Below are 18,393 nucleotides of genomic sequence, written 5' to 3'. Positions count from 1 at the left end.
CTACTCGCTTTCAGCCACGCAGGCGTTCACCATCTTCACAAAATTATCGCGAATCACATCCGTGGTCTGCGGGTCCCACGCGATCCCCACTTCCCAGCAGGTTGCGCTGCCGGTCAGCGGCAGAATGTTCAGTCCCGGCGGTGCGATGTGCGTGACGCTGTGTGGTAGCAGCGCCACGCCAATGCCGGCAATCACCAGCGCCACCAGCGTCTGGATATCTTCCGCCTGCTGCGTGGCACATACCTCAAGCCGGTTTTCTTCAAGAAAGCGGTCGGTCTGTGCATTCAGACCGCGCCCGCGTTCATTGTAGAGCCGCAGTAAAGGCAATTTTTTCAGCCACTCTGCGGCGCTCAGATCGTTTTTATTCGGTGTGATTAACACCAGCCGGTCTTCAAACAAGGTGTGATAGCTGAGTTGTGCGGGCGCCGGGGTGCGGACAAAGCCTGCCTGCAACTCGCCGGTTTGCAGCATGTCATATTGCTTAGCGGAAGGCAGATCTTCCAGGGTGAACGCCACCCCCGGATATTCCGACCTGAATTTTGCAATGCATTGAGGCGCAAAGAGAAAACTCGACAGCCCGAATCCGGCGGCAATCACCCCTTCGCGGCCTCTGGCGACCTGATCGGCGTGGTGTAAAAACACGGCGGTTTGCCTGAGGGCTTTCTGCGCTTGCGGGAGGAGTAATTTCCCTCCGGCGGTCAGGCATGTGCCGTGCCTACCGCGTGCAAACAGCGTCACACTGAGCATCGATTCCAGCAGATTTATTTGCTTGGTCAGCGCCGGTTGAGAGATGGAAAGTGCGTCGGCGGCGCTGGCGTAATTCTGTTTTTCAGCCAGAACCACAAAAGCGTTAAGTAAACGAAGGTTCATTTGTCATTCCGGTTGGTTATCAGGGATGGAAAATCATTCATTATAAAGTTATCAACGTCATTGCTGTAATACCAGCGTCAACAGATAAACCTGAAACGACCGGAGAACAGCGATGCATGAAAATCAGTTAATCAAGGCGGCAGTGATTCAGTTCCAGCATCAGGCGGGTGACAAGAAATATAACCTGATGATGATGGAGAAATTTATCGGCCAGGCGGCCATTGAAGGGGTGAAAATCCTCGCGTTTCCCGAGATGTGTATCACGGGCTACTGGCATGTACCAAAACTAAGCGTGGCAGGCGTAGAAGCGCTGGCGGAACCGGTGGAGACTGGCCCGTCTGTCGGCCTTATCCGCGCCCTTGCCATGAAACATCAGATGCTGATTGGCGCGGGATTGATCGAGCGCGCCGCGGACGGGCGTCTCTATAACGCCTACGTGGCCTGCATGCCGGACGGGTCGCTGCATACCCACCGCAAGCTGCATGCTTTTGAGCATCCGGCAATCAGCAGCGGCGCGGGCTTTACGGTATTTGATACGCCGTGGGGCGTGAAGGTGGGCATCCTGATCTGCTGGGATAATAATCTTGTGGAAAACGTGCGTGCCACCGCGCTGCTCGGCGCGGATATTCTGCTGGCCCCGCATCAGACCGGCGGAACGCATTCCCGCAGCCCGCATGGCATGAAGCCGATCCCTCTGGAACTTTGGGCGCAACGCGCTGAGCGCAAGGCCGAAATCACCGCAGCGTTTAAAGGCCCCAGCGGTCGTGAATGGCTAATGCGCTGGCTCCCTGCCCGTGCGCATGATAACGGGCTGTTTATTCTGTTCAGCAATGGCGTCGGGGCTGACGATGACGAAGTGCGCACCGGCAATGCGATGATTCTCGATCCGTATGGCCGCATTGTGCGGGAAACCTGGGCAGCGGCTGACGCGATGGTGTGTGCGGAGCTCGATCTCTCATTAATTCCCATGTGTACCGGGCGCCGCTGGATGTCAGGACGCCGTCCCGAGCTGTATAAGATCCTGACTGAGCGTCAGGGCTATGAGCGGGATGCGATAACGGTGCGGTTCTCAGAGGCACTGCCGGGAATAAAACAGCAGGAATGATAGTACGTTGATAATGATATTAATAAATTCTAATTTTTAAATTTATATCATTTTTAGGGCGCCCCTGAATTTTTTACGTTAAATGGTGACTTTACTGTGTCAGCAACAAATGGATTCAATTCCATTGGATTGTCTGATTATCCGCAGAGTTAAGTTTCGTTTTAAGTCATATTTCTTTTTATGTGAATTCACTCCCGGAATACTCTTTCCGGGAGTGAAACGGTATTTATATCGTGCTTATCCTGCCGGTCCCCCGTTGCTGCGGCGGTTACTCGCCATTCTCGCCATACAAACCCATCCTGTAGCGGATATTCGCCGCCGGCGCGATCCTGTGTGGGTTTCTGATGATTGACAGGACATTGCAATACCCTTTCTTTTTGCCGTGTCAGTCACATGATGACGCTATTTTATGTATAAATGATGCGTCAATCAGATCGTTGTTATTTTTTTTCATCGTGATTAATTCGGTATTTATTATTTTTAGTTTGATGATTATTTTTGTGTTGCGTAATCATTAGTTATTAAATTTCTCCGGTAGTAATTTGCACCCATCAAATGTTGTGCCTGTTTCATTTCAATCTACTATTAACGCTAACAAAGGAAACACTATGTCCCGATCAACATGGTCTAAAGTTGAAGAATTTGCAGTAAGACTGCCTTCTGGTGAAAGTTCAACGACTGTCACGGCGAATGGAAATCAACAGGTTGAAGTCATTGTTGATATTAAAGTGGTCGATGCTAATGGCTATCCGGTTCAGCTGACAGAATTTGATATTAACCATCTGAATTTAATCGACTCTAATAACGGCGACCGCTTTGTTTACGACTGGTCTTTTAGAAAATCAGCAGAACCGAATAATAATCCTGTCGCCCCTGCGACAGCCGTCTCGGGAGCCGGTCCGTTGTCTGGCGTTCAGTCTTTCAGTTTTTGGGTGAGTACCGTGGTGCCGGAGCCTGTCTCTATCGGCGCCTCTGTTCTCATGCCTGATGAGTCGCTTGTCACCACTGTTAAAGCCCCTTTTAGTAGTCACGTCAGTTGTCGTGGCACAGCGCCAATCTCCTATACCGTAGCGGATGTTAATTTCTTCTATGAGAACACCTCAAACTCGAAGCCTTTCGCTGATGGCGTGACGATGGATCAGGATAATTACTATCTTACATTGAAAAATGGTAATCCGATTGTTTCTGTTGAGTGGAATTATGGTGTTCTGAATATGTTTGCACTTTTCAATGAGCCAGTCCGTTGCGTTCAGCAATTTGCCTGGCCGCTGGACAGTGCGGAAAAACAGACAATTACCTATCAGTCTGCAACTGCAACAGACAGTTATGAAATCAAGGTAAATAACCGTGCGGGCACGGTCTGTTTCACCCGGATGTCTATTAAAGACACGGCGAATCCTTCTGTGGAAACGTTTGAATATCCGGTGACATTCCGTATTATTGATGATCAAGGTAACTATGGTGATTTCACCGCGTCAGCATCAGATGACTTTAATAACATCAAGCTTTCTGATTATCCGCAGATTTAAATTCTGTTCTGATTAATATTAAAATCTAATATTAATTTGTTGCGTCAACTCACTCCCGGAATCATTATTTCCCGGGAGTGAAAGGTTTTTTAAATGTCAGTTGATTTTTGCAGCGGTTACTCGTAATTCTCGCCATACAAACCAATCAACCGCCGAACTACGCCATTCGTCCAACCGAAGCCGTCCTGTAGCGGATATTCGCCGCCGCCGCCCGCCCGTGAGGCGTCGCCGGAGATATGGTATTTCTCGATCAGTTTATGATGCTGCTGATAATACTGGTTTACGGTTTTCAGCCAGCTGCGGGCAATCTGGTCGCCGAGCGCGTCATTGCCGTAAAGTTTAAAGCCCTGAATGGCCATCCATTGCAGCGGTGCCCAGCCATTGGGTTTATCCCATTGTTCGCCGGTGTCATATTCCGTCGCCAGAATACCGCCCGGCGTGAGCAGACGTTCCTGCACCGCGGTCGCCAGCCTTTCCGCCTGCGCGTGAGTGGCAAGCCCGACGTAAAGCGGCACCACGCTTGCCGCAGAGAACAGCGCCATGTGCTGCTGGTGCCAGTCGTAATCGCGGAAGCACCCGCCTTCTTCGTCCCACAGATAGCGGTTGATGGCCTCGCGGCGCACCTCGGCTTTTTCGCGAAAACGGACCTGTGTGGTTTTATCGCCCTTCAGCCCGGAGATATTGGCGATAGCGCTTTCCAGTTTGTACAGGAACGCATTGAGATCGACCGGAATAAACTGCGTGGTGCGGATACTGGCGAGGCGGTCGGCGTCGCGCAGCCAGCGAGAGGAGTAATCCCAGCCGGATTCTGCCCCTGCGCGCAGGTCGCGGTAGACTTCGTTCGCCGGGCGGCTCGACAGCCTGGCAGTTTCCACATCTTCCCGCCAGGATTCATCTCTCGGGGTATCACGGTCATCCCAGTAACGATTGAGCAGCGTGCCATCCGGCAGGCAGACCACGTGACGATAGGCCTGATTCGGCGTCAGCGACTCGGCGCCGTCCATCCAGAATTCGTACTCCATCAGCAGATGATCGAGATAACGTTTTGCGCCGCGCACGCCGTCTTCTTCAAACAGTTCCACCATCAGCGCAAAGATCGGCGGCTGCGAGCGGCTGAGGTAATAGGTGCGGTTACCGTTAGGGATGTGGCCATAAATCTCGATCATCCAGGCGAAGTTATCCGCCATGGTGCGCAGCAGATCGTTACGGCCGCTTTCCGCCAGACCGAGCATGGTGAAGTAGGAATCCCAGTAATACGTTTCACTGAAACGCCCGCCCGGCACGACATACGCCTGCGGCAGTGGCAGCAGCGAGGACCAGGGCACATGATCTTCCGGCTGACGGGTGAGGACAGGCCAGAGTTTGTCGATGTGCTCTTTCAGGGAATCGCCCGGATCGCTGACATACTCGTCGCTGTGGTTGGCGGGCAGAGAAAAGTGGGCATCCACGAACCGCTGCAAATTGAATCCGGGATGGTTTTTGATCCGGCGGTAGCGCAATAAAATGTCCAGCGGATCCATTTTCGGCGGGCAGTCGGGGAAGGTTTTACTGTCTTCAAACAGGTGGGAGGACTGTACCGCCACAAACAGTTCGAGATAACGGTCAGCGGGCGTCAGCGCATCCGAGTGCGGCAACCCTTCGATCATTTCCGGTTCCGGCTCGGCGTCCATCATCCTTTCGAGGATCAGTTCAATGGGTTCAAGCTCAGTCAGGCGATCGTCTGCCACCTCAGTTTCATTCGCTTCCTTCATCGAAAATTGTGTATTTTCCATATGCTACAAGCCTCTGCATTGCTGAAAAGAATACAGCCCGGACTCAGGGCTGTATCAAAAGGGTGAATGCGACGAAACCTTACGCCACAGCGTCATGACCGATGCTGTGAGCGGAAATGGCGTTCAAATCTTTCAGATAGGTGTCGCCCCAGTTCGCGATGTCGTTTTTGCGCAAAACGTCCATCATGTCGTTGTAACGTTCAATACGCTCTTCCAGCGGCATGGTCAGCGCTTTATCCAGCGCCGCCGCCACATCGTCACGGTCGTAAGGGTTGACGATGAGTGCGGCGGTCAGTTCTGTCGCCGCACCGGCAAACTGTGAAAGTACCAGCACACCAGGGTCTTTCGGATCCTGTGCGGCCACATACTCTTTCGCCACCAGATTCATGCCATCGCGCAGCGGCGTCACCAGCCCGACGTCGGTCAGGCGGAACAGTTTCATCAGCAAACTGCGCTGGAAATGCTGGTTGAGATAGAACAGCGGCGTCTGGTTCAGGCTGCCGTACTTGCCGTTGATGCGCCCCACTTCTGTCTCCAGCTGATGACGCAGATCCTGATAGGCCTGCACATCACCGCGCGACGTCGGGGCGATTTGCGAATAACGCACTTTGCCGCGGTGCTGCGGGAATTTCTCCAGCAAGGCTTCGAACGCCAGAAAACGCTCCGGCAACCCTTTGGTGTAATCAAGGCGTTCACAGGAAATGATGTTCTGGGCTTCGCGCAGCTCCTGCTCCATCGCTGCCAGTTTTGAGGGCAGCGGCCCCTCGGCCATCTCTTTGATGCTGTCCGGCGCGATGCTGATCGGGTACACGCCGGTGCTGAACGTGTTGCCAAACGCCTGATGCATGTAAGTGCCGGTGGGCTGCAAGGTGGTCAGTTCACCCAGATTATCCAGAAATGCCAGGCGGTCGCCTTCGGTCTGGAAACCGAGCAGATCATACTGGGACATCATTTCCAGCAGTTCATTGTGCGGCGGCACGGCGTTGAAAATTTCCGGCGTTGGGAACGGAATATGCAGGAAGAACCCGATGCGGTTAGTCACGCCCAGTTTGCGAAGCGCGGCGGCAAACGGCAGTAAATGATAATCGTGGATCCACAGAATATCGTCCGGTTTCAGCAGCGGCAGTAATCTTCTCGCCAGCAGATCATTGACCCGGCAATAGCCTTCCCAGGCTTCACGCTGGTAATCCACCAGATCGATACGGTAATGCAGCGCGGGCCACAGAACGGCATTGGAGAACTGGCAGTAATAGAGATCGTAATCGTTTTGATTGAGCGGAACGGAGGCATAAGTAATGCCGTCGTCTTCCACCACGCTCATGTCATCGTCTTCGTTCTCAGAAATTTCGCTGATCTCACCGTTCCAGCCAAACCACAGACCTGAGGTATTTTTCAACGCATCCACAATACCTACGGCCAGACCTCCCGCAGATTTTGACCCGTCAGGGATAGCAATACGGTTAGAAACAACAACCAGGCGGCTCATAAACTGGACTCCTTTTCTTGTTCATTATTTTCATTATTGAGGGTGTGACGTTGTAACGTTGCCTGTTCAAGGATCTGTGCAATCCACGCGTGAACATCTGCAACCCGGCTGAGGCGATAACGCGCATGGCTTTGCCCTTCACCGACTTTTAACGTAATACCGTGCAACGCACTCACGGCCTGAAACCCTTTTTCGTCCGTCAGGTCATCCCCGACAAAAACCGGGGTACGCCCGGCGAAAGGTGCCTGCTGCATAAAAGCAGCGATGGCCGCACCTTTGTCATTGCCACGCGGCTTGATCTCAGCCACGCATTTTCCACGCTGAAGCATCAGCTCAGGAAACTTCGCCACCGCGGCTTCTGCCAGCTGCAACACCTGCTGCTGATAGTTTTCCGCCTGACGGTAATGCAGTGCGAACGCCATGCCTTTGGCTTCGAGCAGTGTGCCAGGCATGGCGGCCATGCCCTGCTCCAGCATCTGAGCCAGCGGTCCGGCGACGCCCTCGGGCAGGCTGACGCGGTGGAAATTCCCCGCGCTGTCGCGCATTTCTGCGCCATGTACACCGGCTGCCGGGAAAATCAAGGGCGCGGCGAGCTGATCCAGTTGCTCAATCGGGCGACCGGAAATCAGCGCGACTGCGCCGCCACAGGCCGCCGAGAGGCTGTGCAGATTGTTTCGTACGCTGACCGGGATCGTAACGGCGTCAGGCTCGGGGCAAATTTCAGCCAGGGTGCCATCGACATCGAAGAAGAAAGCATAATCCCCGCCGCAAATGGCGGGATTGGGGGGTGTTTCCGCGGTGGTGTCCTGCGTGATAGTCGTCAAAGTAATGCTCCTGTTTGTGAGGCCGGGCACAATCAGATGCTGTGCCTCTTGCTTTTTGCAATCCGTTAACTATAGCCCCTTATGACCGCCTCACCGGGATTATCAGATTATTCCAGACAGGAGCTGCGGGGCTTTCAGACCTGAAAAGCCCCGCGCATGGCATTTCAGGGTTTACAGGGCATCGTCCATTTCCATCACTTTTATCCCGGCCTGACGGGCAAGCTTTATGCATTCTGCCGTATCCTCTCCGCCGGAAAACGCCAGGATAATATCTGGCCGGCTGTCTTCAATCATGAAAAGGTTACGGCGGATTTCTGCATATTTGCCGTGCAACGCCCAGTTAGCGGGGTAACGCACCACATGCACGTCTGCATCGCGCGCCCAGCGTTCAATCATTGCGCCGAGCGACTGATGCCCGCCGTGGATCAACACGCGGATGTGCTGGCTGTGGGCATAAAGCTCCAGCACCCGTTCGACAGTATGAATATCAGCGTAAAAACGCCCGGCGCAGATAAGCACTCTCATCGGTGAACTCCTTTATTTTTATTGTTGTTATCAGGCGTGCGGGAGGGTATCCGCCCTGCCGTTCTCATCACTCAGACGATCAATGACCGGGTAGGCCACGGCGGCGATATGGTGATGCACGCGGCGGTAATCGCGCAGAACACGCTGGAAAATATCGCCGGATTCCGCCCAGGCACTTTTATCATCACGCAGCTTTTTAAAATGCTCACGGCTGGCGGTGGCCTCGATCTGGCGGATCACATCTTTACGCCTGACCAGCTGATGTGCCGCCGCCAGGTCTTCGCCCAGAAATGCGGTAACCGCCAGACGCAGGCTGGTGAGCATTTCCGTGTGCAGCAGACCGATGTTGTGCAATTCGAACTCGCTGAACAGCTCACCGCGCAGGGAACGGCGCGTGGCTAACTGCGCCAGGCTGCTCGAGAGAATGTCGCCCGCGTGCTCCACGTTGATCACAAACATCAGGATTTCCTGCGCGCGGTCAGCGTCGGCGTCACTCAGGCCGTCGTGCCCCAGATCGGCCAGATAAGCGCGGATCGCCGCGCTCAGACCATCGAGCTGGTGATCCAGCTGGCGGATTTCCGCCGCTGAATGTCTGTGAGGTGCGTTAAACAGCGCACGAAGCCGGTCGAGCATGGTATTGAGCATGTCAGCGGCGCGCAGGGATTCCCGCACCGAATTGGACAGCCCGATGTAGGCGATATCCAGCCCGGCTTCATCGAGATACATCGGCATGGCGGCGCTGCCGGTGCGCTCAGCCTCGGGCAGTAAACGTTCGAGCAGGCGTGCCATCGGCGCCGTCAGGCCGATAAAGGCCACCGCCAGCACCGCGCTGAAGGCCGTGTGGAACCACACCACCAGCTGCGGCGTGGTCAGTGCCAGACGCCCGGCGAGCTGGCTGAGTAGCGGCATCATCGCCAGCGCCACCACGCAGCCTGCGCCGCGGATCAGCAGATTGCCCACCGGCAGACGGCGTGCGACGGCCGACCCGGCATTTAGCACCGGCGGGAGTGCGCCGCCGATATTCGCGCCGAGCACCAGCACCATGGCGGTGACCGGGGTCATGACGCCGGTGGCGGCAAGCGACGCAATCAGCAAAATCACCGCCACGCTTGAATGGCAAATCAGGGTGAGAATGATCGCCACCAGCAGCGCAATCAGCGTATCGCCCTCCAGCCCCTGCATCACGGCATGGAAAACTGGGGTGGTTTCGATGTGGCCGAGGGTCGCGCCGAGCAGGCTGAGCGCCATCAGCATCAGGCCGAGGCCAATCAGTGCGCAACCGGCGCTTTCAAAACCGGTGTGATCGCGCATTTTGAACACCACGAATCCGCTCAGCATCAGCAGTGGAATGGCAATCGCGGTGTTGAAACTCATCAGCTGAACGACCAGCGTGGAGCCGACGTTAGCGCCGAGCATCACCGCCAGCGCCGGGGCCAGGCTCAGCGTACCGGCGGCGGTAAAAGAGGTCGCCATCAGGCTGACCGCCGTGCTGCTTTGCAGCAAACCGGTGATGCCGATCCCTGCCAGCAGCGCCATCCAGCGGTGCGTCAGGTGACGGCCCATCCAGTTGCGCAGCGGTGTGCCAAACCCGCGTTGCAGCGCGGTTGAAATCATATGGGACCCCCAAAGCAGCAGCGCAATTGCGCCCGCCAGATTGATCAGCAGCGTGGTGCCGGATTGGGTGGTCATGGTGGTAACGGTATGGGTCATGGACATCGCAGTCCCCTTTTTCAGGGTTGTCATTGTTATTCACTGACAGCAAATAAAGTGTTAAAGCAGGTGCCGCGATGGGCTGCGGCACCTTGTTCAGCGGATCAGAACCACTGTTTGAAACGACGGATATAAAGGGTCTTCATGCCCTGCGCCACGCAGCAGTAAGCCAGCAGCGTACCGGCCAGCCACGGGAAGTATTCCCACGGCAGCGCCTGCAATCCGACAATCGGGCCAAGCGGTGAGAACGGCACGTAAATACCAAATGCCATTACCAGGCAGGTCATCATCATGACCGGCCAGGCCGCAGTGCTCTGAATGAACGGGATTTTCTGGGTACGCAGCATGTGCACCACCAGCGTCTGTGACAGCAGACCTTCGACGAACCAGCCGGACTGGAACAGGGTCTGCATCGATTCGCTGTTGGCGCTGAACACGTACCACATGACCGCAAACGTCGTCATATCGAAAATCGAGGACGTCGGGCCAATCCACACCATGAAGCGGCCAATGTTTTTGGCATCCCACTTACGCGGTTTTTTCAGGAACTCTTTATCGATTTTGTCCCAAGGCAGCGCCAGTTGAGAAATGTCGTACATCAGGTTTTGCAGCAGAAGCTGAATCGCCAGCATCGGCAGGAACGGAATAAACGCACTGGCGACCAGCACCGAGAACACGTTGCCAAAGTTGGAACTGGCGGTCATGTTCAGGTACTTCATGATGTTGCCGAACGTCTCGCGTCCTTTCAGTACACCCTCTTCCAGCACCATCAGGCTCTTTTCCAGCAGGATAATATCGGCCGATTCTTTGGCGATATCCGTGCCGCTGTCGACGGAAATCCCGACGTCCGCATCCCGCAGCGCAGGCGCATCGTTGATGCCGTCGCCAAGGAAGCCCACCGTGTGGCCGTTGGCCTGCAAGGCTTTCAGCACGCGCGATTTCTGCAACGGCGTCAGTTTGGCAAACACTGTCCGTTCTTCGGCCAGCTGTTGCAGCGTGGCGTCGTCGAGGCGTTCAATCTGCGGCCCGAGCAGCGGTTCGCCCGGCTCCAGCCCGACCTGACGGCAGATCCGCTGGGTGACCACCGCGTTATCGCCGGTCAGCACTTTTACGGCCACGCCGATCTCGCGAAGCGCTGCAATCGCCGGGCCTGCGGACTCTTTCGGCGGATCGAGGAAGGTCAGGAACCCGCTGATGATCAGGTCATGCTCATCGTCAGTGCCGTACTGTTTTTTGGTTTCTGCCGCAGGAAGGGTGCGGGTGGCGACCAGCAGCACGCGAAAACCGTCTTTGTTGTAGTCATTCGCCATGGCCAGCAGCGCCTGACGACGGGAATCACTCAGCGCCACAACCTTGCCGTTTTCCTGCATGTGGGTGGAAATGCTGAGCATCTCTTCCACGGCGCCTTTACACACCAGCAGATGATTTTGCTGCGGATCCTTCACCACAATCGACAGACGGCGGCGGATAAAGTCGAACGGCATTTCATCGACTTTGCTGTAGCCCTGCGGTTTGACGAAGCCGGGCGTGGTGTCTGAGAAATAGATCACGGCCTGATCCATCAGGTTTTTGATGCCGCTCTGATGGAAACTGTTCAGCCACGCCAGTTGCAGCACGGCGTCATTCTTTTGCCCGTGGGTGTCCATGTGGTGCTCAAGAATGATTTTGTCCTGCGTCAGCGTGCCGGTTTTGTCGGTACACAATACGTCCATCGCGCCGAGATTCTGGATAGCGTTCAGACGTTTGACCACCACCTTGCGCTTCGCCATCGCCACGGCGCCTTTCGCCAGATTGGCGCTGACGATCATCGGCAGCATTTCCGGTGTCAGACCGACCGCGACCGCCACGGCAAACAGCATGGCATCCCACCATTCGCCTTTCATGATGCCGTTAATGAGGAATACCACCGGCACCATCACCAGCATGAATCGGATCAGCAGCCAGCTGACGCTGTTGACTCCCCGGTCAAACGCCGTCTGGACGCGGGTGCCGACAATGGCTTTTGCCAGCGAACCGAAATAGGTGCGCGGGCCGGTCGCCACCACCACGGCCTGCGCCGTGCCGCTGACCACGTTGGTACCCATAAAGCAGATGTTCGGGATATCCAGCAGATTCTCGTTTTCCGCCGCAACGTCGCTGGCAGATTTCTGCGCGACGTTGCCGAGCGTGTCATATTTTTCCACCGGCAGGGCTTCACCGGTCAGTACCGCCTGGCTGATAAACAGATCCCGGGATTCGATCAGCCGCACGTCAGCCGGGATCATATCCCCGGCGTAGAGCTGCACGATGTCTCCCACCACCAGTTCGCGCATCGGGATTTCACGCAGTTTGCCCTGCTGCCCGGCCGCATTGCGGCGCAACACGCTGGCGGTGGTGCGTACCATGGCTTTCAGCGCTTCGGCGGATTTTGCCGAGCGATGCTCCTGCCAGAAACGCACCAGCCCGCTGATGGCAACCATCGCACTGATGATATAGACCGACACCAGATCCGTTTCCTCACCGGCGCGCAGCGGGAACCAGAAATCAGTGAAAAAACTGATGATGGCGAGCACCGCTAACACATAAATAAACGGGTTATTGAACGCACGGATCAGCTGGATCAGCGCGTGAGGCGGTTTGTCGTGGGCCACTTCGTTGTAGCCCTGCTTCTCCAGACGCTGGGCGGCGGCGGATTCCGTCAGCCCTTCGCGGGTGGCATTGACGTTAATCAGCGTTACGTTCACGCCGTTTCTGGCTTCCATCGCAGCACGCATGGAAAGCGCCTGCTTTTTTTTGTCCTGATTTTTCAGGGGAGTTGCTGTTTTGTTTTGTACAGTCATGGTGGTGCTCCTGTCGCCGGTAACGCGTCCGTTGTATGGCTGTCTTATATTGCGGGCAGCCGAAGACATTCGCGTTATTTAAGCGATCGGTGTTTACGTCTTTATTGCACAAGATCTCCCGCCGTTTATTATTCCTCTTACGTTGAGAAAGAAAATAAACAGAGTGAAATCGATAATGAGTCTTTTATTTCGGCATGGCTTCGCCGTTCTCTTTATTCATTCCGTAAAGGAAAATAATAAAAAGACGTCGCGGTCAGGCGTCAATTAGGACGAAATTCAGCGCAGCAGATGCCACGGGCTGAATCAGGCGGGGGAAAGCCGACTTTGGGGTTCTTCGTTGTCAGAAAAAACACAACGCTGCTCCAGCTGGCCGGTCACGGGACTGACGCGCCAGGTGGTCACAGAGTGATTCATTCTGTTGATTTTAGAAGAAAAAAGAGATGACGAGTCTTTATTGCGGGCAGCCAGCGTCCTGTCGCGAGACGGGCGGACACGCAAAGTGGATGTCAGCGTTTTGACATCAGCAAAAAAGGGGAATTTGAACTTCATAACACACCTCGGGACCGTGACCTTCAGGTTGAGGTGGGATTACACGAGAGCATCAGGCTCTGGCGAGGCACACCCAAACGATAAAATGATCACAATCGATTTCATGTTTAATATTCCGGCGGGCTATATCAGCGTCGTCCGGTGAGTTTCGCAATACTGTGTCCATTAGTCTCTTATGTATTAGTGGATAAAGGCCGCTACTTCTGGCTCGTGCAATTTACCCATGCCGTATATTATTGTCAACCCGCAAAAGCAGTTTAAAATGTTTCGTTTATATTTCAGTGAGGAAATAGCCGGTCAGCCATCACTGACCGGCAAGACGTCTGTCACACCCTGATCAAGTGATATCAGAAATTATATTGGATCCCCAAACGGAAACGAGTTTGTCTTTCGTCCGTGGTTTTTCTCACCGACACATCACCGATTTGTGCATAAGGCGTCCATTGCTTATTAATATTATAAGCCACTTTTAAATCCTGCTCATAATCCCACTTGTCATTGTCATACAGAATCTGATCGCTGTGTTTGTAAATATAGTTATATTCGAAACGCCAGTCGGCAAGACGATAACCCAGCCAGATTTCGCCACGGTTTGTTTTGCGGTCTTCGGTATTCTCTTTGGTATAACGGGTATATTCGTAACGATAGCGGGCATTGAAATAGATGCCGCTGTCGAAGGTATATCCGGCGGTTAAAAACGGCTTGTAGATACTGTTGTCCGAACTGGATTCCAGGGTAAAACCGGGTTGCAGGAAAAACGCCGGTGTCACTTTATACTGATAGCTGATGGTGCTTTCAGTGCCGTTATCTACCAGATTATTAAAGGGTTTATTCGGGTTATCGCCGCCGGATTTCCACTTGGCTTCCAGTGAAAAACCAAAGCCATTGGCAAACCGGTGAGACACCATGGCCCGGTCTTTATGTTGTTTACTGTCGTCCAGCCATTCGTGGCGAAGATCAATAGTGACAGCCTGACTACCGGCGCTGGCCAGCAGCAGACCGCAGAGCAGCAGTCTGTTATTTTTCATGTTGTTATTAATCCCAGAGATATTGAGTAGTATTTTTATGTTTGTATTTACGACACGTACTTATTCTGACTTCTTTTATTTCTTTTCTAAAAAATGCTGATAATTAAAGGCGCCGTCCGCATGACGGGTTACAGGCTCAGGCAGTTTCAGCGAGAGATAATTATCTGGTGTGATGATTTCCCCTGCCCTGTTTACGCTGTGATGACCGGTGTAGAAATAATTACTGTCGTCGACATTGCCGCTCACCGCATCGTCATACTTGCCGGGCGTGGTGCGCAGTGACAGGTTATCTCTGAAGCTTCCCTGCTTGTCCGCCGTGGTGTAGGGCGAAGGACGGAACAGGAAATTGAAGCGTTTGTTGTCCACCGCGCGGTTGCTTTCAATCACCAGCGCACCCGGATTGAAGTTGTCGGTAAAGCCGTCCATGCCGTTTTCGACTGCCACGTTATGACGGACAACGTGTGCCACCGGTAACCCTTCGCCACCCAGTTTGAAACCGTTGCTGCCGTTGTGCACAGACAGGCTGTTTTCGATGGTCACACTGCCGTTCGGGCCGTCCTCTATTTTGTTGAACAGGTCAAAGCCGTCGTCAATGTTGTCATGGGAATAACAATTCACCAGCCGGTTGCCCTCGCCCACGCGCATTTTCACTGCAAATCCGTCAGCGTTTTTGCGCCCCGGATCCTGATTTCCCCAGGATTCCGAATTGCTGATCAGGTTATGGCTGGCCCAGAGTGCCCGTCCGATGCCGTCCGGCGAGGCTACCCAGATGCCGGTGTCATCGGCATGGTGGGCCTTGATCCGGTCGAGATGGTTATAGCTGCCGGAGATATGGAAGCTTTTCCCGGTGACGGTAATTCCCTGCACATTCCAGTAGCTGGCTTCCAGTTTCAGCCCGTTGAACACCACGTTATCGCCCTGCGCACGCAGCGTTTTCATGGCTTTTTCCGTGCCGCTGGCGGTAGCCGGGATAACGCTGGCCGGATATTCGCCTTCTGCCAGCCACAGCGTACCGCCCGGTGCTAACAGATTGACCGCACTCGAGAAATCCAGCGGATGTGCGCGTGAACCGTCACTGCCCGCCACGCCCTGCGGCGAGACATAAAGTTCATCAGGATTATTCACCAGCGCCATACTGACCGGGAATTCTTGCGTGAGCGGCTGGCCGTTATCCGGTGTAAAGGTCACGCTGAGGGCGGTTGAGGGCTTATCGGCATGAAAAGGTACGCTGATGATTTCTCCGCCCCGCACCGTTTTCTGGCGCAGCAAAGGTTTTTTCTCCTGCATAATCTGCAACTGACCGTCGCCGTTGGTGCGCAGCTGGAAGACACCGTCACGACGGGCCATCACCGGGGAAGACATCACCTCAATGCGTGCTTTAAGTGACGGCGTCACGTAAGGCGCGGAAGGCAAGGTCTGGGCGCCGGACAGCGTCAGCGTGGCGTGATTCACGGTGATGCTGGCATTGCGCGAGGCGAAGAAGCCGACGTAGTACCCGGTTTTATCAAGTTGGGTGATGCGGTCAGCACCTTCCACCGTGCGGGTGGTCCACTGGTCGCTGCCCTGCGGGGCATAAGCGACCTCAAAACCCGAATCCGTGCGGGTCAGGCGCAGCGAGAAATGCGCAGGCGTATTCAGCGGATGATAGCTTTCACGCACCATGCCAATCCCGGTATTGCCCCAGGGTTGCTGCACGCCCTGCCGGGCGAGAAGTGCCACCACCGGCGGTTTATCGCCCGTCGCCATGACGCTGTTCATCACCATATTGGAGGCGGCCGGTAACTCCTCTATGCCCGGTTTAGTGACCGGTTCACGGGGGTTGCCGAGAATGTCGCGTACCAGTAACCCCGCGCCTTCCTGGCCCGCCGGTTTCGCACCGTTTTCAGGGCCAAACTGATTGAGCGTAATGTCTGCTTCCAGCCGGAAATTCGCCTGTGCCGGTAAGCGGGTGTAGAAATAGGTCAGCCCGTCGTGGCTGTTGCCCACTTTGCCGCCACGGCTTTCCAGGGTAAATGGCGTGGTCAGCAAGGTGCCGTCTGATGGGATGGTTTTTCCGTCGGCCAGACGGGTTTCATTCATGCCGATTTTTTCCGGCAATACGTTGGTGGCAAAATTGATATCGGTAGACTGACCAAACGTGATGCTGTGCCAGACCAGTTTGCTGGCATCAGGCAATGCAGCGGCCATGCCTTGTGCGCTTGCTGCGAGAGTCAGCGCGACAATAAACAGATGTCGTTCCCACATAGTCGTTCTCATCCTAAAAACGTAAGGCGTCGCTGGCCGGATTTCCCGGCCAGTCGGTAAGGTGATTGATGTCAATCTGCGTGGTAAAACTGAGGTATTACGGGTGTTGCGTGGTGCTCACCATCGGTTTCGGATCGGTTAACTCAACGGCGGGCGTATCGAAGATTTTGCGGCACACTTCACTGTTGCCCCAGCATTGTTCATACGGATAACCAATCAGGTTTTCCATCACCAGGCGAACGTCCGGCTGAATATCGCTGATTTCGCCGCCCGCTTTGATGCGCGCCACTTCGCCCAATACCACCAGGTGCGTTTTGCGGTTAAGTTTCATCTGGTTACTGAACACCATTGCCATCAGTGCCAGCGCAATGACCCCGATACAGAACACCAGCGCAATCGCCGTTACGGCACTTTCCGGCTGGGTGTGAGATTTGGACTGGAAGCCGTAGAAGCTGAGGATAGCGCCCATCACGAAGACGATCACCGAACGCATCAGCTTGCCGGAGAACGTCATCGCACCGGCATAAATACCTTCGCGACGTCTCCCTGTGAAAGCTTCGTCAATGTCGGCCAGGAAGGTGTACACCGTCCACGGGATGTAATACACACCGCCGGTCCCGATACCGAATATCACGGTAATGGTCAACATGGCGACCGTGGCGTACTGCTGCGGAAGGTGCATAAAATGCAGCAGGCTGTAACAGGCGACCGAGAACACCACAATGCCCAGCGCCAGAATGTAAGGCTTGCTGAAGCCGTGCTTCACACAGATGCCGATGAAAATGGCGGTGGAGAACAGTTGCAGAATAGAGTTCAGGCTGCTCAGCCCGGCCACCATGGTCGGGTCATATTGCAGTACGAAAATGATGAAATACGTGAAGACCGACGCGAACAGCCATTCCGCCCCAAAGCCGCACAGATACATGCCCAGATGTTTACGGAACACGCGCAGGTGGAATGTGGATTTCATGTCGCGAAGCAGCGTGAGCATGGTTTTGCCCAGCGTCATTTTCTTCTCATCCACCGGCGTGGTTTCTTCAACCGGACGTTCCCAGGAGGAGAGATACAACATGCCGATCGCCACACATAAGATCACACCGTAAGTCAGGGCCGTGAAAAAGAACGGCTCGGCGGAGTCTTTGCCGTAGATCAGAATGAACTGACCAGGAATGAAGGCGGCGAGGAAGTTAGCCACTTTACCGAAGATCGCTTTGTAGCCGGTCAGCTTGGAGCGTGCGGAGAAGTCAGTGGTCATTTCCGTGGCGAGGGTTTCGTAAGGCACCATCACCGAGGTGTAAATCAGCTCGAACACCACGTAAGTGGAAAGGTAATACCAGAAGCCGAAGCCTTCCACCCACAGCAGCGGGTAGAACATCATCAGCGGGATGCCCAGTAAAATGAAGAAGCGACGGCGGCCAAAACGTTTGCCGAGGCGCGTTTTGCCAAAGTTATCGGAAAGATAACCCATCAGCGGGTTGCTGATCGCATCGATGATGCTGGCGACCGAGAAGATGGCCGAAGCTTGCAACAGCGTCAGGCCACAAAAGGTCGTGTAGAAGTACAGCAGCCAGATACCGGCAATGGCCAGCGCGCCGCTGCCCAACAGGTTGCCGCCACCATAGGCCAGCTGATGTCTGAATAAAATTGGTTTTTCTGCGTTCATCGTGTTTCCCGCCCAGAGAGATATTTTATATTTATGAACCGGTGTTTTGTTTTTTTAGAGATATCGTTTTATATAGGCGAGCATGATGAATAGATGTGAATTAGTTCACATTTGATATACCAGACGAAGGGAAGAACGTGGATTTTGCGATGCAGTTATCATTCTTCTCCATAAATAACACACATTTGGCGCGATTATTTACGTTGAATTAATTCACAGTTGAATGATTTCAGACAGGCAGCCTGCGGTGAAATAACCTGAGGGTTCAT

Annotated in this window: 13 protein-coding genes; 2 read left to right on the top strand and 11 right to left on the bottom strand. The window is 54.4% G+C overall.

Annotation, left to right across the window (positions count from 1 at the left end; all coding sequences use genetic code 11):
- Positions 1 to 870, bottom strand: a complete 870-nt coding sequence (locus tag ACO0U8_RS14570) for a LysR family transcriptional regulator (protein WP_421671073.1) — start codon at positions 868 to 870, stop codon at positions 1 to 3.
- Between the two features lie 112 nt (positions 871 to 982).
- Here ACO0U8_RS14570 and ACO0U8_RS14565 point away from each other — a divergent pair, with 112 nt between their 5' ends.
- Positions 983 to 1,975, top strand: coding sequence for a nitrilase family protein (locus tag ACO0U8_RS14565; RefSeq protein ID WP_217203745.1), 993 nt, complete (start codon positions 983 to 985; stop codon positions 1,973 to 1,975).
- A 608-nt stretch (positions 1,976 to 2,583) separates the two neighbouring features.
- Positions 2,584 to 3,504: a hypothetical protein gene (locus ACO0U8_RS14560; RefSeq protein ID WP_421671072.1), complete on the top strand. Its 921-nt coding sequence runs from the start codon at positions 2,584 to 2,586 to the stop codon at positions 3,502 to 3,504.
- 116 nt (positions 3,505 to 3,620) lie between these two features.
- Here ACO0U8_RS14560 and ACO0U8_RS14555 read toward each other — a convergent pair whose 3' ends face one another.
- The 10 genes from ACO0U8_RS14555 to ACO0U8_RS14510 all read right to left on the bottom strand — a co-directional run bounded on the left by ACO0U8_RS14555 (position 3,621) and on the right by ACO0U8_RS14510 (position 18,124).
- Entirely contained in the window at positions 3,621 to 5,276 is a 1,656-nt protein-coding gene (locus ACO0U8_RS14555) for an alpha,alpha-trehalase (protein ID WP_421671071.1), read from the bottom strand.
- A gap of 79 nt (positions 5,277 to 5,355) precedes the next feature.
- Positions 5,356 to 6,762, bottom strand: a complete 1,407-nt coding sequence (gene otsA, locus ACO0U8_RS14550; protein ID WP_056773915.1) for an alpha,alpha-trehalose-phosphate synthase — start codon at positions 6,760 to 6,762, stop codon at positions 5,356 to 5,358.
- Complete coding sequence (gene otsB, locus ACO0U8_RS14545; RefSeq protein ID WP_421671070.1) at positions 6,759 to 7,586, bottom strand: trehalose-phosphatase; 828 nt, start codon at positions 7,584 to 7,586, stop codon at positions 6,759 to 6,761. Before otsB ends, otsA begins: the two co-directional genes overlap by 4 nt.
- Before the next feature lie 171 nt (positions 7,587 to 7,757).
- Positions 7,758 to 8,111 (bottom strand): DUF2493 domain-containing protein, encoded by a 354-nt coding sequence (locus tag ACO0U8_RS14540; RefSeq protein ID WP_056773910.1) that lies wholly within the window; start codon positions 8,109 to 8,111, stop codon positions 7,758 to 7,760.
- Positions 8,112 to 8,141: 30 nt separating this feature from the next.
- On the bottom strand, positions 8,142 to 9,827 hold the full coding sequence (locus ACO0U8_RS14535; RefSeq protein WP_421671069.1) for a Na/Pi cotransporter family protein: 1,686 nt from the start codon (positions 9,825 to 9,827) through the stop codon (positions 8,142 to 8,144).
- 98 nt (positions 9,828 to 9,925) lie between these two features.
- Positions 9,926 to 12,640: a magnesium-translocating P-type ATPase gene (gene mgtA, locus ACO0U8_RS14530; protein ID WP_421671068.1), complete on the bottom strand. Its 2,715-nt coding sequence runs from the start codon at positions 12,638 to 12,640 to the stop codon at positions 9,926 to 9,928.
- 303 nt (positions 12,641 to 12,943) lie between these two features.
- Entirely contained in the window at positions 12,944 to 13,189 is a 246-nt protein-coding gene (locus tag ACO0U8_RS14525) for a hypothetical protein (RefSeq protein WP_056773901.1), read from the bottom strand.
- A 347-nt stretch (positions 13,190 to 13,536) separates the two neighbouring features.
- Positions 13,537 to 14,217: an oligogalacturonate-specific porin KdgM family protein gene (locus ACO0U8_RS14520; protein ID WP_056773898.1), complete on the bottom strand. Its 681-nt coding sequence runs from the start codon at positions 14,215 to 14,217 to the stop codon at positions 13,537 to 13,539.
- Between the two features lie 75 nt (positions 14,218 to 14,292).
- Positions 14,293 to 16,461, bottom strand: a complete 2,169-nt coding sequence (locus ACO0U8_RS14515; RefSeq protein WP_421671067.1) for a right-handed parallel beta-helix repeat-containing protein — start codon at positions 16,459 to 16,461, stop codon at positions 14,293 to 14,295.
- A gap of 97 nt (positions 16,462 to 16,558) precedes the next feature.
- Positions 16,559 to 18,124 carry an MFS transporter gene (locus ACO0U8_RS14510; protein WP_122096681.1) on the bottom strand — a complete coding sequence of 522 codons (1,566 nt, stop codon included), beginning with the start codon at positions 18,122 to 18,124 and terminating at the stop codon, positions 16,559 to 16,561.
- Positions 18,125 to 18,393 lie beyond the last annotated feature (269 nt).

Origin of the sequence: Rahnella sp. EDr1-12 (genome assembly GCF_049206505.1) — a bacterium.
Classification (GTDB): Bacteria; Pseudomonadota; Gammaproteobacteria; order Enterobacterales; family Enterobacteriaceae; genus Rahnella; species Rahnella rivi.
Note: the sequence above shows the minus strand (reverse complement) of the source record. Positions and strands in the feature narration are given on the sequence as shown.